Raw genomic sequence first — 22,780 nt, 5'->3', positions numbered from 1 at the left:
ACCGCCGGAAATCCCCGCCCGATCCAGAAGCGACATCACGAGGCCTACCGCAGTGAACTTCACGCGCTGGAGCGCCCGGCTCCCCGGAACGCAGCGCCGCGCCGCGGCGCGCACCGACCTGGGGATCTCCCCGCCACAGCGATCAGAAAGCTCCGTCCCTGCGGCCCGCGCCGAGGGAGGCCAGGAGGACATCACCCTCACCCCGGCCGCCGAAGGCGTGGACGAACTGCCGACCCGCGAGGTGCTCGACCGCATTCCGGCCCTCGTCGCACTGGTGCACGGACCCGAGCACCGCATCGCGTACGTCAACGACGCGTACGCCACCGCCTTCGGCGACCGCCCCCTTGGCGAGCCCGCCCGCGACGCGCTGCCCGAGCTCGACGAGCTCGGTCTGCTGCCGCTCCTCGACCAGGTCCTGCGCAGCTCCAAGCCGCGCACGGTCAAGTCCCGCAAGGCGGCGAGCGGCCGGTCGTACACCTTCACCTGCACCCCGGTGACGCTCCCCGTGAGCGGCTCCGTCGCCGGGCTCAAGGACGAGGGGATTCTCGTCTTCGCCGCCGACGTCACCGACCACGCGGAGGCCGCCGAGCGGCTGCGGGCCAGCGAGCGCTCCCAGCGCGAGACGGCCGTCACCCTGCAACGCTCGCTGCTGCCGCAGGAGTTGGAGCAGCCGGACGACCTGCGCATCGCCGCCACGTACCAACCGGGCGGCACGGAGGCCGCGGTCGGCGGCGACTGGTACGACGTGATCACCCTCGGCGGCGGCCGCACCGCCCTGGTCATCGGCGACGTCATGGGCCGCGGAGTCCGCGCGGCGGCCGTCATGGGCCAGCTGCGCACGGCCGTGCGCGCCTACGCCCGCCTCGACCTGCCCCCGCACGAGGTCCTCCAGCTCCTGGACGGCCTCGCCGCGGAGATCGACGCCAGCCAGATCGCCACCATGGTCTACGCCGTGCACGACCCGAACGAAGGCAGCCTCGTGTACGCCTCCGCCGGGCACCTGCCGATCCTCGTACGGGACCAGGGCGGGACGATCCACCGCGCGGAGGAGCCCACGGGCCCACCGCTCGGCACCGGCGGCTGGCTGCACACCTCGGGTTCGGTCCCGCTCGGTCCCGGCTCGACCGCCGTCCTCTACACGGACGGCCTGGTCGAGCGGCGCAGCGAGGACATCGACGAAGGCGTCGCCTCCCTGGAGCGCGCCCTCGCGGGCGCCACCGGCACACCCCAGGTGGTGTGCGACCGGCTGATCCGCGCCCTGGGGGTGACGGCGGACCATGACGACGACGTCGCGGTCCTCGTCCTCCAGCACCCCGCACGCAAGGGCCTGGACGCCGAGCTGTTCCGCAACGCCGCCCTGGAGCTGCTCGGTGGCGTGGAAGCGGCGCCACGCGCGCGTGCCTTCGCGACCGGCGTCCTGGCCAGCTGGCGCTTCCCACCCGAACTGCACGACCTGGGGGTCCTAGCGGCCAGCGAACTGGTGGCGAACTCCCTCCAGCACGGCACGCCACCCATGCGCCTGCGCCTGCGCCGCACGGACCGCCGACTGATCATCGAGGTCACCGACGGGGACGACCACCTGCCGCGCCGCCGCCGCGCCGAGCCCGCGGACGAGGCGGGACGCGGCATCGCCATCGTCGCCACGATCGCCTCGAACTGGGGCTCACGGCGCACACCGGGCGGCGGCAAGGCGGTCTGGTGCGAGTTCGCCCTGCCGCGCGGTTAGCGCCTAGGAGTTGGCGGGCTGGGGCTCCGCGGACTCCGGGGCGCCCTGCGCGACGACCCGGCTCCTGGCGACGTACGGCTGGTTCTGCAGCGGGGTGAGCCGCTTGCCCAGACGTACGGCGAGCACCGTGATGCCCAGCGAGAACAGCAGGAACGTCACGATGTACGGCCCGTGCAGCGCGGCGCCCATCGGACCGCCGACCGCGGGACCGACCGCGAGCGCCAGCTGCTTCACCAGGGCGAAGGCCGAGTTGTACTGACCGACCATCCCGGCCGGCGCCAGATCGGCGACCAGCGGGGCGACGGTCGGCGACAGCATCGCCTCCCCGAGCCCGAAGAGGGCGTACGTGGAGATGAACGCGGCGGTCGCCATGGCCTGGCTGCCGTGCCCGAGCCCCGCGTACCCGGCCGCGATCCACGCGACGGCCCAGATGAGACCGACGGCCGCGATCACCCGGGACCGCTTGCGCCGCTCGACGAACTTCAGGACGGCGAACTGCGCGATGACGATCACCGCCGTGTTGGCGGCCAGCGCGATACCGAGCGTCGACGGCGAGATCCCGGCCGCCTCCACGCCGTACGCGGACAGGCCCGACTCGAACTGGCCGTAGCAGGCGAAGAACAGCACGAAGCCGAGCACGCACAGCTGCACCATCGCCTTGTGCCGGAGCAGTGCCCGCAGGCCGCGCTGCGGCGCGGACCCGTCCTTGGGCACGGCGTCCTGGAAGGACGGCGCGTGCGGAAGCCGCACGGTGACGGCGATCGCGGCGAGCACCAGGAACATCACGGCCTCGATGGAGAAGAGCGTGATGAAGCTGCCCGGGTCGTGCTCGTCGACGATCTGACCGCCGAAGAGCCCACCGATGCCGAGGCCCAGGTTCTGCAGGAAGAACTGCATCGCGAAGGCACGCGTGCGCGTGGTGGGCGTCGAGCACCAGACGATCATCGTGGCGAGCGCCGGCTGCATCACCGCGGTGCCCGCGCCCAGGAGGGCCGCCGAGACGATCGCCGTCGGCTCACTGTTCGAGAAGCCCAGGGCGAGGGCACCCGCCGAGGCGGTCAGCGCCGCTCCCACGAGTACGGGGAGCGGGCCGCGGCGGTCGATGACGCGTCCGGTGACGGGCAGGACGACGAGCGCGGCCATGGCAAAGGCGGCGAGCACGATGCCCGCCGTACTGGACCCGAGATCGCGCACCTGCGCCACGTAGACGTAGAGGAACGGAACCGTGAACCCGACGCCGAACGCGCTGAGCGCGCTGCCGACCTGAATACGACGCATCGCTGCGCCCATCGCCCTGGTCACTTTCACCTGCCTTAGGAGTTAGGTATGAAGACTTCGAAGATAAAGTTAGAGTCTAAACAGTACACACAGAAGGACTTCGACGCCAAGTGAGGGCGTGCCATACTGCGGCCATGGGTGACACTCCCGGCCCCAGTGAGCCGACTCTCGAAGAGCAGATCGCCGCCTACCAGCGGGAGTTCCAGGACCTCGACCCCCAGGTCGAGGAGATCGTCTCGGCCCTCGGCCGCCTCAACCGGCGCATGAGCGTCGCCTACGGGCGCCAGACCGCGACCCTCGGCATCAGCAACGCCGAGTGGGAGGTCCTCAAGGCGCTGGTCCTCTCCGGCGCCCCGTACCAAATGGGCCCCGGCGAGCTCGCCAAGGGACTCGGCCTCACACCGGCCGCCATGACCCATCGCATCGACCGCATGGTGGCGGAGGGCCTGGTGACCCGGGACCGCGACGAGACCAACCGCGTCCGCGTCATCGTCGAGCTCACCGCCGAGGGCCGCGAGAAGTGGCTGGAGGCGATGCGCCTGGCCACGGTCTTCGAGGAGGACCTCCTCCAGGACCTGTCCCAGGAGGAGCGCGGCGCCCTCGGGGAGGTACTGACTCGTCTTCTACGCAGGGTGGAGCACGCCCAGCCGGACGCGGGCGGACGCCTCACCGACCTGGACTGAGCGCCCCACCACGGCGTTTGACAGTCACCCGGTGGATCCGTAAGGTTCTTCGGGTTGCCACGGAGCCGTAACGGTTCTGAGACAGCACCTCCCGCCGCTGAGACGCGGCAAAACAAACTCCGCACGACATCCCACCGGGAACGATTTCGGCATGCCCGAATTCAATTCCAGGACTCGATTATGAGTAACCGGGACGAACCGCTAGAGTTTGAGACGTCGGAACGGCCCAACAGCCGCGAAGACAAGCCCCGCTGACTGGGAATCAGGCCCGAAAGGATCTGGTAGAGTCGGACTCGCCGGAAAGGGAAACGCGAAAGCCGAAAGGCCGGAGCGGGAACCAGAAAGGCGCCGAGAAAATCGGACACGAAAGAGTCTGATAGAGTCGGAAACGCAAGACAGCAAGAACAGCAAAATAAAATGAAACACCGAAGGGAAGCGCCCGGAGGAAAGCCCGAGAGGGTGAGTACAAAGGAAGCGTCCGTTCCTTGAGAACTCAACAGCGTGCCAAAAGTCAACGCCAGATATGTTGATACCCCGTCTTCGGCCGTCATGGTCGGGACGAGGTTCCTTTGAAGAAAACATCAGCGAGGACGCTGTGAACCGGAAGATTATTCCTCTTCCTGGTTCCGCTCAACGCGGATGTGCACCCGATAACGGGTAAACATTCACGGAGAGTTTGATCCTGGCTCAGGACGAACGCTGGCGGCGTGCTTAACACATGCAAGTCGAACGATGAAGCCCTTCGGGGTGGATTAGTGGCGAACGGGTGAGTAACACGTGGGCAATCTGCCCTGCACTCTGGGACAAGCCCTGGAAACGGGGTCTAATACCGGATGATATCCCCTCTCGCATGGGAGGGGGTTGAAAGCTCCGGCGGTGCAGGATGAGCCCGCGGCCTATCAGCTAGTTGGTGAGGTAGAAGCTCACCAAGGCGACGACGGGTAGCCGGCCTGAGAGGGCGACCGGCCACACTGGGACTGAGACACGGCCCAGACTCCTACGGGAGGCAGCAGTGGGGAATATTGCACAATGGGCGAAAGCCTGATGCAGCGACGCCGCGTGAGGGATGACGGCCTTCGGGTTGTAAACCTCTTTCAGCAGGGAAGAAGCGAAAGTGACGGTACCTGCAGAAGAAGCGCCGGCTAACTACGTGCCAGCAGCCGCGGTAATACGTAGGGCGCAAGCGTTGTCCGGAATTATTGGGCGTAAAGAGCTCGTAGGCGGCTTGTCACGTCGGTTGTGAAAGCCCGGGGCTTAACCCCGGGTCTGCAGTCGATACGGGCAGGCTAGAGTGTGGTAGGGGAGATCGGAATTCCTGGTGTAGCGGTGAAATGCGCAGATATCAGGAGGAACACCGGTGGCGAAGGCGGATCTCTGGGCCATTACTGACGCTGAGGAGCGAAAGCGTGGGGAGCGAACAGGATTAGATACCCTGGTAGTCCACGCCGTAAACGGTGGGAACTAGGTGTTGGCGACATTCCACGTCGTCGGTGCCGCAGCTAACGCATTAAGTTCCCCGCCTGGGGAGTACGGCCGCAAGGCTAAAACTCAAAGGAATTGACGGGGGCCCGCACAAGCAGCGGAGCATGTGGCTTAATTCGACGCAACGCGAAGAACCTTACCAAGGCTTGACATATACCGGAAAGCATCAGAGATGGTGCCCCCCTTGTGGTCGGTATACAGGTGGTGCATGGCTGTCGTCAGCTCGTGTCGTGAGATGTTGGGTTAAGTCCCGCAACGAGCGCAACCCTTGTTCTGTGTTGCCAGCATGCCCTTCGGGGTGATGGGGACTCACAGGAGACTGCCGGGGTCAACTCGGAGGAAGGTGGGGACGACGTCAAGTCATCATGCCCCTTATGTCTTGGGCTGCACACGTGCTACAATGGCAGGTACAATGAGCTGCGAAGCCGCAAGGCGGAGCGAATCTCAAAAAGCCTGTCTCAGTTCGGATTGGGGTCTGCAACTCGACCCCATGAAGTCGGAGTTGCTAGTAATCGCAGATCAGCATTGCTGCGGTGAATACGTTCCCGGGCCTTGTACACACCGCCCGTCACGTCACGAAAGTCGGTAACACCCGAAGCCGGTGGCCCAACCCCTTGTGGGAGGGAGCTGTCGAAGGTGGGACTGGCGATTGGGACGAAGTCGTAACAAGGTAGCCGTACCGGAAGGTGCGGCTGGATCACCTCCTTTCTAAGGAGCACTTCTCACCAACTCCGGTTGGTCAGAGGCCAGTTCATCAGTGAATGTCTGATGCTGGTTGCTCATGGGTGGAACGTTGACTATTCGGCACGATCGTTTGGCTTCACTAGTACTGCTTCGGCGTGGAACGTGAAAGTCAGGGGATCGGGCCGGGCACGCTGTTGGGTATCTGAAGGTATGGCCGTATGGCTGCCTTCAATGCCGACCCCGGTGAAGCATCCAAGTAAGGGTGTGTGACGGGTGGTTGGTCGTTGTTTGAGAACTGCACAGTGGACGCGAGCATCTGTGGCCAAGTTTTTAAGGGCGCACGGTGGATGCCTTGGCACCAGGAACCGATGAAGGACGTGGGAGGCCACGATAGTCCCCGGGGAGTCGTCAACCAGGCTTTGATCCGGGGGTTTCCGAATGGGGAAACCCGGCAGTCGTCATGGGCTGTCACCCGCTGCTGAACACATAGGCAGTGTGGAGGGAACGCGGGGAAGTGAAACATCTCAGTACCCGCAGGAAGAGAAAACAACCGTGATTCCGGGAGTAGTGGCGAGCGAAACCGGATGAGGCCAAACCGTATACGTGTGAGACCCGGCAGGGGTTGCGTGTGCGGGGTTGTGGGATCTCTCTTTCACAGTCTGCCGGCTGTGAGGCGAGTCAGAAACCGTTGATGTAGGCGAAGGACATGCGAAAGGTCCGGCGTAGAGGGTAAGACCCCCGTAGTCGAAACATCAGCGGCTCGTTTGAGAGACACCCAAGTAGCACGGGGCCCGAGAAATCCCGTGTGAATCTGGCGGGACCACCCGTTAAGCCTAAATATTCCCTGGTGACCGATAGCGGATAGTACCGTGAGGGAATGGTGAAAAGTACCGCGGGAGCGGAGTGAAATAGTACCTGAAACCGTGTGCCTACAAGCCGTGGGAGCGTCGCGTGCAGCACTTGTGCTGTACGTCGTGACTGCGTGCCTTTTGAAGAATGAGCCTGCGAGTTTGCGGTGCGTTGCGAGGTTAACCCGTGTGGGGAAGCCGTAGCGAAAGCGAGTCCGAATAGGGCGATTCAGTAGCGCGCTCAAGACCCGAAGCGGAGTGATCTAGCCATGGGCAGGTTGAAGCGGCTGTAAGAGGTCGTGGAGGACCGAACCCACCAGGGTTGAAAACCTGGGGGATGACCTGTGGTTAGGGGTGAAAGGCCAATCAAACTCCGTGATAGCTGGTTCTCCCCGAAATGCATTTAGGTGCAGCGTCGTGTGTTTCTTGCCGGAGGTAGAGCACTGGATAGGCGATGGGCCCTACCGGGTTACTGACCTTAGCCAAACTCCGAATGCCGGTAAGTGAGAGCACGGCAGTGAGACTGTGGGGGATAAGCTCCATGGTCGAGAGGGAAACAGCCCAGAGCATCGACTAAGGCCCCTAAGCGTACGCTAAGTGGGAAAGGATGTGGAGTCGCAGAGACAACCAGGAGGTTGGCTTAGAAGCAGCCACCCTTGAAAGAGTGCGTAATAGCTCACTGGTCAAGTGATTCCGCGCCGACAATGTAGCGGGGCTCAAGCGTACCGCCGAAGTCGTGTCATTCCAGCATATAGGGCCAACGCCTGCTGGGATGGGTAGGGGAGCGTCGTGTGCCGGGTGAAGCTGCCGCGGAAGCGAGTGGTGGACGGTTCACGAGTGAGAATGCAGGCATGAGTAGCGATACATACGTGAGAAACGTGTGCGCCGATTGACTAAGGGTTCCTGGGTCAAGCTGATCTGCCCAGGGTAAGTCGGGACCTAAGGCGAGGCCGACAGGCGTAGTCGATGGATAACCGGTTGATATTCCGGTACCCGCTGTGAAGCGTCAAACATCGAGCCCATTAATGCTAAGGCCGTGAAGCCGTCCTGGAGCCTTCGGGCAAAGGGAAGTGGTGGAGCCGCCGACCCAAGGTGGTAGTAGGTGAGTGATGGGGTGACGCAGGAAGGTAGTCCAGCCCGGGCGGTGGTTGTCCCGGGGTAAGGGTGTAGGGCGTGTGATAGGTAAATCCGTCACACTTGTGCCTGAGACCTGATGCCGAGCCGATTGTGGTGAAGTGGATGATCCTATGCTGTCGAGAAAAGCCTCTAGCGAGTTTCATGGCGGCCCGTACCCTAAACCGACTCAGGTGGTCAGGTAGAGAATACCGAGGCGTTCGGGTGAACTATGGTTAAGGAACTCGGCAAAATGCCCCCGTAACTTCGGGAGAAGGGGGGCCATCACTGGTGATTGGATTTACTCCATGAGCTGGGGGTGGCCGCAGAGACCAGCGAGAAGCGACTGTTTACTAAAAACACAGGTCCGTGCGAAGCCGTAAGGCGATGTATACGGACTGACGCCTGCCCGGTGCTGGAACGTTAAGGGGACCGGTTAGTCAACTTTCGGGTTGGCGAAGCTGAGAACTTAAGCGCCAGTAAACGGCGGTGGTAACTATAACCATCCTAAGGTAGCGAAATTCCTTGTCGGGTAAGTTCCGACCTGCACGAATGGCGTAACGACTTCTCGACTGTCTCAACCATAGGCCCGGTGAAATTGCACTACGAGTAAAGATGCTCGTTTCGCGCAGCAGGACGGAAAGACCCCGGGACCTTTACTACAGTTTGATATTGGTGTTCGGTTCGGCTTGTGTAGGATAGGTGGGAGACTTTGAAGCGGGCACGCCAGTGTTCGTGGAGTCAACGTTGAAATACCACTCTGGTCGTGCTGGATGTCTAACCTGGGTCCGTGATCCGGATCAGGGACAGTGTCTGATGGGTAGTTTAACTGGGGCGGTTGCCTCCCAAAGAGTAACGGAGGCGCCCAAAGGTTCCCTCAGCCTGGTTGGTAATCAGGTGTTGAGTGTAAGTGCACAAGGGAGCTTGACTGTGAGACCGACGGGTCGAGCAGGGACGAAAGTCGGGACTAGTGATCCGGCGGTGGCTTGTGGAAGCGCCGTCGCTCAACGGATAAAAGGTACCCCGGGGATAACAGGCTGATCTTCCCCAAGAGTCCATATCGACGGGATGGTTTGGCACCTCGATGTCGGCTCGTCGCATCCTGGGGCTGGAGTCGGTCCCAAGGGTTGGGCTGTTCGCCCATTAAAGCGGTACGCGAGCTGGGTTTAGAACGTCGTGAGACAGTTCGGTCCCTATCCGCTGTGCGCGTAGGAATATTGAGAAGGGCTGTCCCTAGTACGAGAGGACCGGGACGGACGAACCTCTGGTGTGCCAGTTGTCCTGCCAAGGGCATGGCTGGTTGGCTACGTTCGGAAAGGATAACCGCTGAAAGCATCTAAGCGGGAAGCCTGCTTCGAGATGAGTATTCCCACCCCCTTTGAGGGGTTAAGGCTCCCAGTAGACGACTGGGTTGATAGGCCAGATCTGGAAGCCCGGTAACGGGTGGAGGTGACTGGTACTAATAGGCCGAGGGCTTGTCCTCAGTTGCTCGCGTCCACTGTGTTGGTTCTGAAACCACGAACAACCCCGTATGTCGGGCCACGACTACGGTGCGGTTGACAGTTTCATAGTGTTTCGGTGGTCATAGCGTGAGGGAAACGCCCGGTTACATTCCGAACCCGGAAGCTAAGCCTCACAGCGCCGATGGTACTGCAGGGGGGACCCTGTGGGAGAGTAGGACGCCGCCGAACTATTATTAACGGGAAACCCCCGCACCCTCTGGGTGCGGGGGTTTTCTGCGTTCCAGGGGCCTTTCTCCCGGGAGCGTGCATTACTCCGGCCTCACCAGTTTCGTGTCGTACGCCAGAATCACCGCCTGCACCCGGTCTCTCGCCCCCGTCTTCGCGAGAATGCGGCCCACATGTGTCTTCACCGTCGACTCCGCCAAATGCAGCCGGCCCGCGATCTCCGCGTTCGTCCAGCCCTGCCCGATGACCGTCAGGATTTCGCGCTCCCGGTCCGTCAGCGCTGCCAGGCGCGGGTCCCTGGACGGGTCGGAGTCCGAATCCGCCCGCGTCGGCAGGTGATCGGCGTACGCGTCGAGGAGGCGGCGGGTCAGGCTGGGGGCCACCACCGCGTCGCCCGTGGCGACCGCGCGGATGCCGGAGAGCAGCTCCTCCGGCAGGGCGTCCTTGATGAGGAAACCCGAGGCCCCCGCACGCAGGCCCGCGTACGCGTACTCGTCCAGGTCGAACGTGGTGAGGATCAGGACGCGGGTGCGGTCGCCCGACGCCACGATGCGGCGTGTGGCCTCGATGCCGTCCAGGCCCGGCATGCGGATGTCCATCAGGGCCACGTCCGGGCTGAGTTCGGCCGTCATGCGGACCGCCTCGCTGCCGTTGCCGGCTTCTCCCACCACCCTCATGTCGTCCTGGCTCTCCAGGAGCATGCGGAAGCCGAAGCGTTGCATCGGCTGGTCGTCGACGATGAGCACGGTGGTCACTGAGCGGATTCCTTGGGGAGATGGAGTTCGACGTGCCAGCCACCCGGTGGGTGCGGCAGCGGGCCTGCCTCAAGTGTCCCGTCGTAGAGCGCCGTTCGCTCGCGCATTCCTGTGAGACCGCGGCCGGATGATCCGCGTGGGCTGCTGCCTCCCACTCCCGTGTCCGTCACCGTCGCCCGCACCCCTTCCTCGTCGTACGCGACCTCTACGTAGGCCGTGGCTGCCGGTCCTCCGTGCTTGAGGGTGTTCGTGAGGGCCTCCTGCACCACGCGGTAGACCGTGAGTTGTCCGCCTGCCGGGAGTGCGTCCGGGTGGCCGCGCACGGAGCTGCGTACCGGAAGTCCCGCGGCCCGTACCCCGTCGATGAGTTGGTCCAGGTCGGTGAGCGCGGGCTGGGGAGCGAGCGCGGCCGAGCCAGGGGCTTCCTCGCGCAGGACGTCCAGGAGCCGGCGCAGCTCCGTCAGGGCCTGGCGGCTTGTGGTGCCGATGGCTGTGAGGGCCTGGGCGGCGCGCTCGGGGGACTTGGCGGCGGCGTACGAACCGCCGTCCGCGAGGGTCGTGATGACCGAGAGGTTGTGGCCGATGATGTCGTGCATCTCCCGGGCTATGCGCGTGCGTTCGGCGTTGGTGGCGAGCTGCGCCTGCTGGTCCCGTTCGACTTCGAGCTGCTTGGCGCGTTCGACGAGGGCCTGGGTGTAGTCCTGGCGGGAGCGCACCGCGATTCCTGCCAGGGCAACGACGGCGAAGGACCAGATCTGCGGGACGATCAGCTCGTCCCAGCTGTCCCGGGGGTAGGCGAAGACGCAGACCGTCATGGGCAGTGCCGTCATCGCGGCCGCGCGGCCCAGGGTCTTCAAGGGCAGCCGCAGGGCGATGTTGAAGACGACGATGTACTGGATCAGCGCGGCCTGCAGCCAGGCGCCCGTCCAGTTGCTGGCCGCGGTCACCGCCGCCATCACCGCGAGGGCGACCAGCGGGTGGCGGCGGCGCCACAGGAGCGGGGCGGTGAGGCACACGCTCATCAGGTAGATCTGCCCCTGGGGCACCTGGGTGTTGGCCGCGGTGCTGCGCCAGCCGCCGGTGGCGTCGGTGAGGGCGGCGATCACGAAGAACGTGGTCACCAGGATGTCCCAGACCAGCGGGCGGCGCCTGTCGAAGGCGCGCACCCGCTGGGAGGAGCGCTGGAGCAGCTGGGTGAGGGGGTGTGGCTCGGTCACGGCCTCATCCTCGTACAGGAGTTGGGCATGCGCCCGGGAGTTCCCGGCCGCATCGTCAGACGTCGCGCCGCTTGAGCAGGACCGAAGCCACGGCGATGATCACGGCTGCCCAGAGCGTGAGCGTGAACAGGGCCGTAGCCGGGGCGATGGTGTTCTCCACCCGGGTGAGCGAGCCGAGCGAGGTCGCCGCCTGGGCGGGGAAGTGCCGGATGACGGTGTCCATGGCCGCGAACGGCAGCATCGTCAGGACCTCCGGCAGGATCAGCACGGCGCCGACGAACGCGCCGATGGCGCCGGGCACCGAGCGGAACAGGGCGCCGAGGCCCAGCGCGATGAGGCTCAGGAGGGTGATGGCCGCGGCGCTGCTCGCGAGGGCGCCCAGGACCCCGGAGTCCGTCAGGGACAGTTCCTTGTCGGAGCCGGAGAGCCAGATCTGGGCGGTGAGGAACGTGACGACGTTGGTGGCGAAACACATCGTGAAGGCGGCGGCCGCGAAGATCCCCGCCTTGGACCACAGGACCGGCAGCCGCTTCGGGACCGCGGTGAGGGACGCCCGGATCATGCCCGTCGAGTACTCGCCCGCGGTGACGAGGATGCCGAGGACCGCGAGGCAGATCTGGGAGAGCTGCGTGCCGAAGAGGGTGAAGACGACCGTGTCGATCTCGGCGTCGTCCCCGTCATAGGTGACGCCCATCGTGATGCCGACGGCCAGGACGAGGGCGGCGGCGGTGAGCAGGATGATCCAGGTCGAGCGGAGCGTCCACAGCTTGTGCCATTCGGAGCGCAGAACGCCCTTGGTGCTCAGGCGGTACGCCGACGAGGGCCCCGGGGCCGTCCGGGTGGTGGGCGTGAGAGTGTCGGTGCTCATGCTGCGGCTCCTTCCGGCTGCGGGGTGATCGACGGGGTGACGTACTCGACCGAGTCCCGCGTCAGGTCCATGAACGCCTGCTCCAACGAGGCGGTGTGCGAGGTCAGTTCGAAGAGGGGGATGCCGTTCTGCGCCGCCGTGCGGCCGATGTGTTCGCCGTCCGCGCCGCGTACGTCGAGTACGCCCGGCGCGTCACTGGTGATCTGTACGCCCGGCGCGGCGAGCAGCTCGCCGAGCAGGCCCGCCTCGGGGGTGACGACCCTGACGGAGCCGGTGCCCGACTCGCGTACGAAGGTTTCGACTGTCGTGTCCGCGAGGAGCCTGCCGCGGCCGATGATGATCAGGTGCTCGGCGGTCAGCGCCATCTCGCTCATGAGGTGCGAGGAGACCAGGACCGTACGGCCCTCCGCGGCAAGCGACTTGAGGAGGTTGCGGATCCACAGGACGCCCTCGGGGTCGAGGCCGTTGACCGGCTCGTCGAGGATGATCACGGCCGGGTCGCCGAGGAGCGCCGCCGCGATACCGAGGCGCTGGCCCATGCCGAGCGAGAAGCCCTTCACGCGCTTGCGGGCCACCTCGTGGATGCCCACGAGGTCGAGGACCGTCTCGACGCGGCGACGCGGGATGCCGTGCGTATGAGCCAGGGCCATCAGGTGGTGGAAGGCGGTGCGGCCCGGATGGACGGACCGCGCCTCAAGCAGCGCGCCCACCTCGTGCAGGGGCGCGGTGTGCGTCGCGTACGTCCGGTCGCCGACGGTGGAGCGGCCGCGGGTCGGGGCGTCGAGGCCGAGGAGCATCCGCATGGTGGTGGACTTGCCCGCGCCGTTGGGGCCGAGGAAGCCGGTGACGGTGCCGGGGTGGACGGTGAAGGACAGGTCCTCGACGACGGTCTTGGCGCCGTAGCGCTTGGTGAGTTCGTGTGCCCGAATCATGCTTCTGATGCTGGCGCTCGCGGGGGTGCGGGGCGTCGGACCAGGGGCGGGAGGTGGGCGGGTGCGGGTAGTACCGGGGTAGGACCGGGACCCTGAGGGTGGCGCCCGTCCTAGCCGGGGAGTTCCGCGTGCGGCCAGCGGGTGCGGGCCTGTTCGCGGGAGCGGAGGAGCGCCAGCGTGGGCAGGCCGCGGTCGGCTCCGGTGGACAGGAGCTCCGGGAGCTGGGGGAGCGGGGCCACGGCGGCCACGTCGTCCAGGACCAGCGTCATTGGTGGGTCGAGCCGACCGGCAGATGACCGTTCGGCCATGCGCCGGCCGTGCTCGACCACGCTTGAGGCGAGCGCCGTGAGGAGGGGCATCGCTCCCGGCCCCTGGGGCGATTTGGGGTCCTCGATGGCTTCACCCACCACAAAAAGCGTGCCCCCTTCATCGATGAAGGAATCCAAGGTGAGGGCATCAGTTCGGTTCGGGGTGCACGATTCGCGTACGTTCAGGGTGAAGAGGGCGGAGAGTGCGCGTGCGGTCAACTCCTGGGCCATGTCGCGGCGTTCCGGGTACGCGGTGAGCGCGGCCTCCAACTCACCTGCGGCGCCCGAGCCTGCCTTCTGGTGCGTGCGGAGAATTTGTACGGCGTCCTGGACACCGCTCCCCTGGGCCCAGCGGTGTACGTGCTTGACCGGGCGGCCGTCCACCGCCGCCGCGTGGAGGAAGCTGCGCAGGAGCGTTTCCGCCGTGTCGGCGACCGTGCTGTCCAGTTTGGCGCTCGGCCTTATGGCGGCCAGCAGGGCGGTGGCTCTCTGGGCCGCCACTGCCTTGTCCTCGCAGGCGGTGGTGGGGGACCAGTGCATTCTTGCGGGGGTGTCGCAGAGGTGGTTCGGGTCGTAGACCAGGACGGGGCCGAGCTTCGCTCTGGCGTCCTTGGTCTCCTCCCACAGGGTGGGGTCGGAGGTGAGGATCAGGGCGGCGCTTTCCGCGTCGCGGATGGCCTGGAGTGCGTGTGCGCGGCGGGTCTCCGCGGGGCCCAGTACCAAAGGCGTACGAGGGGTGGGAACCGTAGCTGCTTCTGTGCCCGGCACCTCGGTGCTGTACGGCACCGAGGCCCCGGCGCCCTGTTCATCGGTACTCGGCGGTTGGGGCTGTGCCCACCCTCCCCCACTCTCAACTTCGTTCGAGCGGGGGGACCCCCATCGCCCTGCGGGACGATTGCCCACAGCAGCGGCGGCTGCGGGAGCGAACTCGACAGGCACCGCCTCGATCGGAGCCGGAGCCGGAGCCGGAGCCGGCTCCGGAGGCGCCGCGAGGCGGGTCTCGCGGCGGGCTCTTCGTACCGCTCGCCACCGTGTGACCGTTCCCAGGACGAAGATCGTGAGTACCACCAGCACCATCAGCTGGCCGATCAGCAGGCCCCAGAACAGGCCGTAGCCCGTGAGTTGGGACGCCGGGGTCGCCGGCCACGCGCCCGCGATGTCGTGCGGCTGCTGCACCAGGTGCCGCATCGCCACCGGCGTATTGCCGAAGGTGACGCCCTGGGGCCAGGAGCCGTGCGAGAAGAAGCCCGCGAGGCCCGTCGCCGACCAGACGAGCACCGTCAGGCCGAGCACGAAGGCGAGGCCGCCCACCAGCAGGCCGTCCGGGATGCCCCGCTCGCGTGACTCGCGCCGCCCGCCCCGGTACTCGGAGGGCTCAGGCTGCCGGTAGGCCATCCCTCACGCCACCCCGGAGCGCGACGACGACGGGCCGTTCATCTGCTGCTCCATGTACGCGGCACGCTCCTCCGCCTCCAGGTCCGCCGCCCGCAGCGCGTCGTCGCCGAGCAGCTGGTCCGCCGACGACTCGGTCATGGCGCGGTCGGTGAAGACCAGGGGGCGTTCGGTCTCCGTGATCAGGTGTTTGACGACCTGGACGTTGCCGTTGACGTCCCATACGGCGATGCCGGGAGTGAGGGTGGGGATGATCTCCACTGCCCAGCGCGGCAGGCCCAGCACTCGGCCCGTCGCTCTCGCCTCGTCCGCCTTCTGGGCGTAGATCGTCCTGGTGGACGCCATCTTCAGGATCGCCGCCGCCTCCTTGGCCGCCGCGCCGTCCACCACGTCGCTCAGGTGGTGGACCACCGCCACGAAGGAGAGCCCGAGCCGTCGGCCGAACTTGAGCAGGCGCTGGAAGAGCTGCGCCACGAAGGGCGAGTTGATGATGTGCCAGGCCTCTTCCACCAGGAAGATGCGCTTCTTGCGGTCCGGGCGGATCCAGGTGTGTTCGAGCCAGACGCCCACGATCGCCATCAGGATCGGCATCGCGATCGAGTTGCGGTCGATGTGGGAGAGGTCGAAGACGATGAGCGGGGCGTCCAGGTCGATGCCGACCGTCGTCGGGCCGTCGAACATGCCCCGCAGGTCACCGTCGACCAGGCGGTCCAGGACGAGCGCGACGTCCAGACCCCATGCCCGTACGTCGTCTATGGCGACGTTCATGGCCTCGGCCGACTCCGGCTCCGGGTGGCGCAGTTGTTCCACGATGTCCGTTAGTACCGGCTGGCGCTCCACGATCGTCTCGTTCACGTACGCGTGGGCGACCTTGAGCGCGAAGCCCGAGCGCTCGTCGAGGCCGTGCCCCATCGCGACCTCGATGATGGTGCGGAGCAGCGCGAGCTGCCCGGTGGTCGTGATCGCCGGGTCCAGCGGGTTGAGGCGGATGCCCATGTCCAGGGCGGCCGTCGGGTCCAGGCGGATGGGAGTTATTCCCAGCTCCTGCGCGATGAGGTTCCATTCGCCGACGCCGTCCTCGCCCTGCGCGTCGAGCACCACGACCTGCCGGTCCTTGAACCTCAACTGCCGCAGGACGTACGTCTTCTCCAGCGCCGACTTGCCGTTGCCCGACTCGCCGAGCACCAGCCAGTGCGGGGCGGGGAGCTGCTGGCCGTACAGCTGGAACGGGTCGTAGATGTAGCCCTTGCCGGAGTACACCTCGCGCCCGATGATCACGCCCGAGTCGCCGAGGCCGGGGGCGGCCGTCGGCAGATAGACCGCCTGGGCCTGCCCCGTCGACGTACGCACGGGGAGTCTGGTCGTCTCCACCTTCCCGAACAGGAAGGACGTGAAGGCGTCCGTGAGGATGGTCAGCGGATCCCGCATCTTGGCAGCCCTCAGCTCTAGCGTCGGATGCCGGTCGCGAACGGCAGCGTGTTGACGAAGGCCCTGTGGTGCTCGCGGTCGCACCACTCCAGCTTCAGATACGACTTCCCGGCCGAGGCCCGGATGGTGCGCTTGTCGCGCGCTAGGGCTTCGGGGGAACGGGACGAGACGGTGATGTAGCCGACCAGATTGACGCCGGCAGCGCCGCTCGCGAGGTCCTCGCCGCGCTGGTCGAGGCGGGAGTTCGAGGCGATGTCGCGCGGGTCGACGGTGCGGTTCAGCTTGGCCTGGCGGCTGGCTTCCGCCTCGTCGTTCGTCTTCTCCGTCAGCATGCGCTCGATGGCGACCTCGGTGGGTTCGAGGTCCATGGTCACCGCGACCGTGCGGATCACGTCCGGGGTGTGGACGAGCAGTGGGGCGAGGAAGTTGACGCCGACGGGCGTCATCGGCCACTCCTTCACCCAGGCCGTGGCGTGGCACCAGGGCGCGCGGGTGGAGGACTCGCGGGTCTTGGCCTGGAGGTAGGTGGGCTCCATGGCGTCGAGCTCGGCGGGCCAGGCGTTGCGCTTGGTCATCGCCTGGATGTGGTCGATGGGGTGGTCCGGGTCGTACATGGAGTGCACGAGCGAGGAGAGGCGCCCCTGCCCGAGAGGCTGGCGCACCCGGATGTCGGCTTCCTGGAGCCGCGAGCAGATGTCGGTCAGTTCGCGCGCCATGACGACCGCGAGACCGGCGTCCTTGTCGAGCTTCCTGCCGCCGTGCGGGCGGGTGGCGCGGGCCATCGCCTGGGCCTCGGCGGCCAGGTCGCGGGAGTAGTGCATGCAGGCCACGAGATACGCGCGGTGCTGCTCGCTGCTGGTGGACACCATCGACTGCAGCTGCTCGTACGACTGCTGCAGCCAGGGCAGTGCCCGGTCGTCGCCTCGTACGCTGACGTCCTTGGCGTGGGCGTCCGGGTCGGCGGGGAGGGTGCGCGCGAGCATCTGGAGCCGCGTCACGAACCCATCGCCGTTGGCGACGTGCTTGAGCAGCGTCCCGAAGCGGTCTACGAGGGCCTCCTGGTCCTCGGAGTCGCGCAGGCCGACGCCCGGGCCCTCGATCTCGATGGCGGCGGTGACGGTCCGCCGGTCCGCGTGCAGCAGTACGGCGATCTCGTCCGGCCCGAAGGGCGCGGCCAGCCAGCTGATGCGGCCGATGCCGGGCGGCGGGCCCACCTCGACCTCCCGGCCGTCGAAGCGGACGCCCGCTTCGGGGGTGGCGGAGCGGTAGGCGGTGCCGCGCTTCAGGGAGCGCTTGTAGCTGCGGTTGATCTCGAACCACTTGAAGAACGTGCGGCCCTTGTAGGGGACGTAGACCGCGGCGATCGCCAGCATCGGGAAGCCCATGAGCAGCACGATGCGCAGGGAGAGGACGGGGACGAGGAGCCCGCACATCATTCCGACGAAGGCGCCGGCGATGATCAGCGCGATCTCACCGGTCTCCCGGTTCTTGCCGACGATCGCGTTCGGCCGGGCACGGCCGATCAGATATGTGCGGCGGGGCGCGACCGGATGGGACACGTGGGACTGGGTGGTCATGAACGCCCTTCACCTCCCGTGCGATTGGTACTGCCAGTGGAACCCGTGGAGCCGTTTCCCGAGCCGCGGTTGCGCGCGTGCGGCGTGCTGGTCGCGCTGCTGCGGGGCGGGGGTGCGGCGGAGGGGACAGATCCGCCGCCGTTCGATGAGCCGCCCGAGCCGCCGCCTCCGCTGGGGCGGCTGCTGTGGGCTGCTACGCCGCCGCTGGCGGGGTTGGACGGCCGGGACTGGTTGTTGCCGCCTCCGCCGCCGCCTCCGCGGGAGCTGTGGGTCTTGATGCCCTGGGAGACGAGGGACGCGGGGGAGGTGATGACGGCCGCGGCACGGTTCTCGGCGCCCTGGGAGATGCGGTTGTTCCGGGAGCCCGCGATCTCGTCGCCGAAGCCGGGGACGAAGCGGTAGATCATGGCGCTCGCGAAGATGGCGAGCAGGATGATCGAGAGCCCGGAGACGACCGCCGAGAACGCGTCGGGTCCGTCGTCGGCGGAGAGCGCGCCGGCGAGACCGAGCACGATGACGATGATCGGCTTGACGAGGATCACCGCGATCATGATTCCCGCCCAGCGGCGGACGTGCGTCCACAGGTTCTTGTCGACGAGGCCCGCGTACACGACCGTGCCGAGCAGGGCGCCCACGTAGAGCAGGGCGGCCCGGATGACGAGCTCCAGCCACAGGACACCGGCCGCGAGGATCGACACGAGCGAGACGACGATCAGCATGATCGGGCCGCCGCCGATGTCCTCGCCCTTCTTCAGGGCTTCGGAGAACGTCCCGAAGAAGGTGTCCGTCTGGCCGCCGGTGGCCTTCGCGATGACGTCCGTGACGCCGTCGGCCGCGGAGACGACCGTGTAGAGGATCAACGGCGTGAAGGCGGAGGCGAGGACCGTCAGCCACAGGAAGCCGATGGCTTCGGAGAGCGCGGTGGTGAGGGGGACGCCTCGCACTGCGCGTTTGGCGACGGCGAGGAGCCAGAGGAGGAGGGTGAGGATGGTGGACGCGGCGAAGACGACCGCGTACTGCTTGAGGAAGCTGGGGTTCGTGAAGTCGACCTCGGCGGTCTCCTTCACGGCCTCGGAGAGCTTGTCGACGGTCCAGGACGCGGCGTCGGCGCAGCCCTTTGCCAGGGAGGAGAGGGGGTCGAGGTTGGAGCTCAGGGGGTCGTCGGTGGGGTATTTTCCGTCGCCGCCGGAGCTTTCGTTGTCTTGGCCTTTTTCGCAGTATTCCTTGGCGGGGCCGTGAATGAGATCGCAGGGATCGTCGTCCGGCGCGGCGACTGCACGCGTCGCACCGAGGATCACTGCGGTCTGTACGGCAGTGACAGCTGCAGCGACCTTGAGTACGTGACGGTTAGCGGGCATACGTGAACCCTCCGTACCCTTCAACGGCCTTCGCGATGTCATCGGAGCCGGACGCGCGGTCGTCGCCCGGGACAGGGGCGGGGCCGTCCTTCTGGGAGTGCGTGGCGGCCTTCCAGTCGCCGCCGACCCACACCAGTTTCATGGTGATGGTGAACCAGCTGCTGGTGACCGGCTTGGTGGACTGTTCCCCGGCCAGGCCGAGAAGGCCGCTGCACCAGACCTCCACCGTTGCCTTCTCACCGGAGACGTTGATGGCCTTGGTGCCGATCGGGCTCGTGCGTGAGACGAACTGATAGCCCTTAGGAGTCGAGCCGTTCTCGTTCAGGCCCACGTTCTTGAAGAAGTCAGCGCTGTACGCCTTGTCGAGGTTCGCTTTGAACCGACTGACGCTCGACGGAGCCATGACGGCCTGCAGGACGGCGTCACGCTTCGTCTTGTTGAACATGTCCGCCGAGCCCAGCGCCACCGCATAGTTCGCGGCAGCGGACTGCGCGCCCTGCGCACTCTTCGTGTACCCCGAGGGAATCCCCGACGTCTTGCCGTTGACGGGCTTCTCGCCGGTGGGGGCGGTGGGCGCCGCGCCCGCCTTCTCGCCGTCACCGGCGCCCTCTCCGGAGGAACCCCCGTCCCCCCGGTTAGCAAAGGCGATAGCCGCAATGAGCAGCACCACCACACCCACCACCGTCACGAGACTGCGTGACGAAGAACGGCTGGATCTGCGCGGTCCGCCGTACCCGCCCTGGCCGCCTCCCTCCCCCTCGGGAAGCCGCGTCCGGGTTTCGCCCGAGCCGCCGTAGAGGCCGTCGTTTCGCTCGCCGTCGAGACTCATGCCGCGCACGCCCCCTCAACCTCTCGGAGTACCGCCACGTACGACGGTAGCCGTGCTGGTTCCCGCGCGGGCGCGGTGTGGTGACTCGACATCAGGGAGTTGCAACCTCAGCCGGTGGGCGCGACGGATGGGTGGGTCGGAGGGGACAGGGAGGGGGATGCGGGACGCGGGACGGGACGGGGACGGAGCAGGGGACGGGAACGGAGGGGCGCACGTGGTGGTGGGCTAGACCGCCATGCCGTACACGATGGTGAAGACCGTGCCGAGCGATCCGATGATGAAGACGCCGGTCAGGCCCGCGATGATCAGGCCCTTGCCCTGCTCCGCGCTGAACGTGTCGCGCAGCGCCGTCGCGCCGATGCGCTGTTTCGCCGCGCCCCAGATCGCGATGCCGAGACAGAGGAGGATGGCGATCGCCATCACGACCTCGATCATCACCCGCGCCTCGTTGCCCAGGTTCCCGAAGGGACCCCAGTCGGGGGCGATCCCGCCGATGATGGTGGTGATGTCGCCCTTTTCGGCTGCCATAAGCATGTGTAACTCACCGCCCCTAGTGGGTTGTTCTGTCACCTCTGCCTACCGCAGTACAGAGGACAGCTCATTCTCGCCGACAAATGGGCCAGTGCATGTCGACTTGGCGTCATTCGTTGGCTGAAACGTATGGTCACTCTGTGTATCACGCTGAGTGACGCCGGGCAATGACGGCCCGGCGAGCCCTCTGACCAGGTCTCATTCTGACCGGCTCCGGTGACGGCCACTCACATCATGGGTCATGCAACCCCGTCGAGGCCATCGAGCCCGTCCAGACCGTCCAGGCCAACGAGCCCGTCCAGACCGTCCAGGCCGTCGAGGTCGCCGAGGCCGCCGCCCGTCACGACGTACGAGCAGTCGGTGTAGCGGTAGCCGGGTTGGACCTTGCTGCCCTCGGTGTTGTTGCGGACGCTGCCCACGCTGCTCGCGTCGCGCTTGTAGAGGAAGTGGTAGTCGCCGGGGGGCAGGTGGAGCGTCTTTTGTGGATACCCCTTGCCCGCCAGGCAGGCCTTCTTGCCCTGGGCCTTGCTGGTGTACGTCTTGCAGTTGCCGCACGAGGCGAGCTTGAGGCTGCCGGTGGTGGGGCCGGTGTAGAGGACTTCGAGCGGTCCAGGGCCGCCGTTCTCGACGACGTACGTGAGTTTCGCGCCGCCCGGTGACTTCGTCGGCGGCAGGCTGCGGCCGGCCGCCGGGCGGGCGGCGGCGATCTCCGCGGCGATGGCGATGTCCTTGGCGCGGTCGCGCTTGCCGTTGCTCTTGTAGGTTCCGGCGAAGTCGTCGAGCGTCTTGGCCGCCTGGGAGAACTTTCCGTCCTTGAACTCGTCCACCCCGCACGCGTACACCCCGGACTCCACGGCGCTCGCGGCGTCGCCGGAGAGGCTGCCGCCCGCGTCGCCGGGGAGGGCCTTGGCGGTGGAGCCGATGCCGCGCAGCTCCTCGGTGGCCTTGCAGGGGTCGGAGCCCTTCAGGGCCGATGAGCGGGTGTCGATGGCGGCGCGGATGGCGGGCTCGACCTTTCCGGCCTGGTCGGAGTCGGGGAACGTACGCAGCAGCTCGCTGAGCTCGCCGCCCCCGCTTCCGGCCGTGGTGGTTCCGAGTCCCTGGCTGCCGCACTCGTACAGGGAGGTCGCCAGGCGGTCGTCGGGCCAGGTGGCGAGGGTGCCGACGCGGTCCTTGCCCAGGGTGTCGGGGAGGGTGCGGAGGTACTTCAGGGGTTGGAGGGCGTCGCAGTACTTGCGCTCGTCGTAAGGGGCGGCGACGGACTTGTAGTACGCGGAGAGGCTGTCCGGGACGCGCTCGGCGGCCTTCGAGTCCGGGTGGTCGTCGCCCAGGTCGCGGTAGATGGCGAGGGCGGAGCGGTAGTCGTCCTCGGCCGCGTCGAAGGTGCGGCCCTCGGCGGCCGTGACGATCTTGTCCGCCTTGCCGAGCCGGTCGAGCAGCATCTGCTCGACGGCTTCGTCGCGCGCGGCGTCGTACGCGATGACGCCGCCGGCGGGTACGGCGAGCAGGACGAGGCCGAGCCCGACGGCGAGCGGCGCGCGCAGCGGCCAGTGCTGGTGCGTACGCAGCGCGCGGCGGGCCCCGTCGGCCGTCGCGATGAGCAGGAAGGCCACGAACCCGATGAGTACGCCGCCGGGGACGCCGTCGACCTCCGCGGGGAGCGCGACGAGGAGCAGCGCCGCGGTCGCGGCCCAGCACAGGGCGGCCAGGAGCCAGCGCTTCAGGAGGACGTAGCCGAGGCCGAGGCCGGTGAGATTGAGCAGCCCGGCGGAGAGGGCACGCAGGGCGTCGGGGGCGGGTGGGGGTGCGGTCGGGGGTGCGGGTGTGGCGTAGGTGGGTGGGGCTCCGGGGGGCGGGGGCGAGGGTGGCCTGGCGGGCGGGGGCGGGGTCATGGTGGGTAGCGCCGTGGTGGGCGGTGCCATCGGGGGCGGCGGTCCGAAGTGGCCGCCGGGCGGGGCCGCGGGTGGGGTGGGGGGCGCTTGGCCCGGCTCGGGGCTTCGGCTCTCGTCCGGCCCTCGCCCGGGGGGTGCCGGCGCCGCCTCGGCCTCCGGGCGATGCTCCCCACCCGGAACCGCGTCCCTGG

14 protein-coding genes and 3 rRNA genes are annotated in these 22,780 nt (G+C 67.0%); 5 read left to right on the top strand and 12 right to left on the bottom strand.

The annotated features are described in order from the left end of the window. Window positions 1-52: 52 nt before the first annotated feature. Window positions 53-1,726: a SpoIIE family protein phosphatase gene (locus tag ABXJ52_RS17410; protein ID WP_367043523.1), complete on the top strand. Its 1,674-nt coding sequence runs from the start codon at window positions 53-55 to the stop codon at window positions 1,724-1,726. 3 nt (window positions 1,727-1,729) lie between these two features. Here ABXJ52_RS17410 and ABXJ52_RS17405 read toward each other — a convergent pair whose 3' ends face one another. Then, entirely contained in the window at window positions 1,730-3,016 is a 1,287-nt protein-coding gene (locus ABXJ52_RS17405) for an MFS transporter (RefSeq protein ID WP_367043522.1), read from the bottom strand. 122 nt (window positions 3,017-3,138) lie between these two features. On the opposite strand from ABXJ52_RS17405, the gene ABXJ52_RS17400 reads away from it, so the two are divergent. The 4 genes from ABXJ52_RS17400 to rrf all read left to right on the top strand — a co-directional run bounded on the left by ABXJ52_RS17400 (window position 3,139) and on the right by rrf (window position 9,505). Then, window positions 3,139-3,687 (top strand): MarR family transcriptional regulator, encoded by a 549-nt coding sequence (locus tag ABXJ52_RS17400; protein WP_367043520.1) that lies wholly within the window; start codon window positions 3,139-3,141, stop codon window positions 3,685-3,687. A gap of 664 nt (window positions 3,688-4,351) precedes the next feature. Then, window positions 4,352-5,877: ribosomal RNA gene (locus ABXJ52_RS17395) — 16S ribosomal RNA — on the top strand. A 296-nt stretch (window positions 5,878-6,173) separates the two neighbouring features. Next, a 23S ribosomal RNA gene (locus tag ABXJ52_RS17390) occupies window positions 6,174-9,297 on the top strand. A 91-nt stretch (window positions 9,298-9,388) separates the two neighbouring features. Continuing rightward, window positions 9,389-9,505: ribosomal RNA gene (rrf, locus tag ABXJ52_RS17385) — 5S ribosomal RNA — on the top strand. The 16S, 23S and 5S rRNA genes sit together here, the layout of an rRNA operon. An 80-nt stretch (window positions 9,506-9,585) precedes the next feature. Here rrf and ABXJ52_RS17380 read toward each other — a convergent pair. The 11 genes from ABXJ52_RS17380 to ABXJ52_RS17330 form a co-directional block, all read right to left on the bottom strand. Continuing rightward, a complete protein-coding gene (locus tag ABXJ52_RS17380) occupies window positions 9,586-10,257 on the bottom strand; it encodes a response regulator transcription factor (protein ID WP_367043518.1) in 672 nt (223 codons plus the stop codon). After that, window positions 10,254-11,474: a histidine kinase gene (locus ABXJ52_RS17375; RefSeq protein WP_367043515.1), complete on the bottom strand. Its 1,221-nt coding sequence runs from the start codon at window positions 11,472-11,474 to the stop codon at window positions 10,254-10,256. Before ABXJ52_RS17375 ends, ABXJ52_RS17380 begins: the two co-directional genes overlap by 4 nt. A 55-nt stretch (window positions 11,475-11,529) precedes the next feature. After that, on the bottom strand, window positions 11,530-12,342 hold the full coding sequence (locus tag ABXJ52_RS17370; RefSeq protein WP_367043513.1) for an ABC transporter permease: 813 nt from the start codon (window positions 12,340-12,342) through the stop codon (window positions 11,530-11,532). After that, the gene (locus tag ABXJ52_RS17365; protein ID WP_367043512.1) at window positions 12,339-13,274 is read right to left on the bottom strand and encodes an ATP-binding cassette domain-containing protein; all 936 of its coding nucleotides are present in this window, start codon (window positions 13,272-13,274) and stop codon (window positions 12,339-12,341) included. Before ABXJ52_RS17365 ends, ABXJ52_RS17370 begins: the two co-directional genes overlap by 4 nt. 110 nt (window positions 13,275-13,384) lie before the next feature. Further along, on the bottom strand, window positions 13,385-14,977 hold the full coding sequence (locus tag ABXJ52_RS17360) for a type IV secretory system conjugative DNA transfer family protein (RefSeq protein ID WP_367043509.1): 1,593 nt from the start codon (window positions 14,975-14,977) through the stop codon (window positions 13,385-13,387). 3 nt (window positions 14,978-14,980) lie between these two features. Beyond that, window positions 14,981-16,402: an ATP-binding protein gene (locus ABXJ52_RS17355; protein ID WP_249589079.1), complete on the bottom strand. Its 1,422-nt coding sequence runs from the start codon at window positions 16,400-16,402 to the stop codon at window positions 14,981-14,983. Between the two features lie 17 nt (window positions 16,403-16,419). Beyond that, window positions 16,420-17,979 (bottom strand): SCO6880 family protein, encoded by a 1,560-nt coding sequence (locus ABXJ52_RS17350; RefSeq protein WP_367043507.1) that lies wholly within the window; start codon window positions 17,977-17,979, stop codon window positions 16,420-16,422. Continuing rightward, on the bottom strand, window positions 17,976-19,337 hold the full coding sequence (locus ABXJ52_RS17345) for a hypothetical protein (RefSeq protein ID WP_367043505.1): 1,362 nt from the start codon (window positions 19,335-19,337) through the stop codon (window positions 17,976-17,978). The genes ABXJ52_RS17350 and ABXJ52_RS17345 overlap by 4 nt, the downstream gene beginning before the upstream one ends. After that, a complete protein-coding gene (locus ABXJ52_RS17340) occupies window positions 19,327-20,166 on the bottom strand; it encodes a hypothetical protein (RefSeq protein ID WP_367043503.1) in 840 nt (279 codons plus the stop codon). The genes ABXJ52_RS17345 and ABXJ52_RS17340 overlap by 11 nt, the downstream gene beginning before the upstream one ends. A 225-nt stretch (window positions 20,167-20,391) precedes the next feature. Then, on the bottom strand, window positions 20,392-20,700 hold the full coding sequence (locus ABXJ52_RS17335) for a hypothetical protein (protein ID WP_367043501.1): 309 nt from the start codon (window positions 20,698-20,700) through the stop codon (window positions 20,392-20,394). A 236-nt stretch (window positions 20,701-20,936) separates the two neighbouring features. Further along, window positions 20,937-22,589 carry a tetratricopeptide repeat protein gene (locus ABXJ52_RS17330; protein ID WP_367043499.1) on the bottom strand — a complete coding sequence of 551 codons (1,653 nt, stop codon included), beginning with the start codon at window positions 22,587-22,589 and terminating at the stop codon, window positions 20,937-20,939. Window positions 22,590-22,780 lie beyond the last annotated feature (191 nt).

Source organism: Streptomyces sp. Je 1-332 (genome assembly GCF_040730185.1).
Classification (GTDB): domain Bacteria; phylum Actinomycetota; class Actinomycetes; order Streptomycetales; family Streptomycetaceae; genus Streptomyces.
This window is presented reverse-complemented; position numbering and strand designations above follow the sequence as displayed.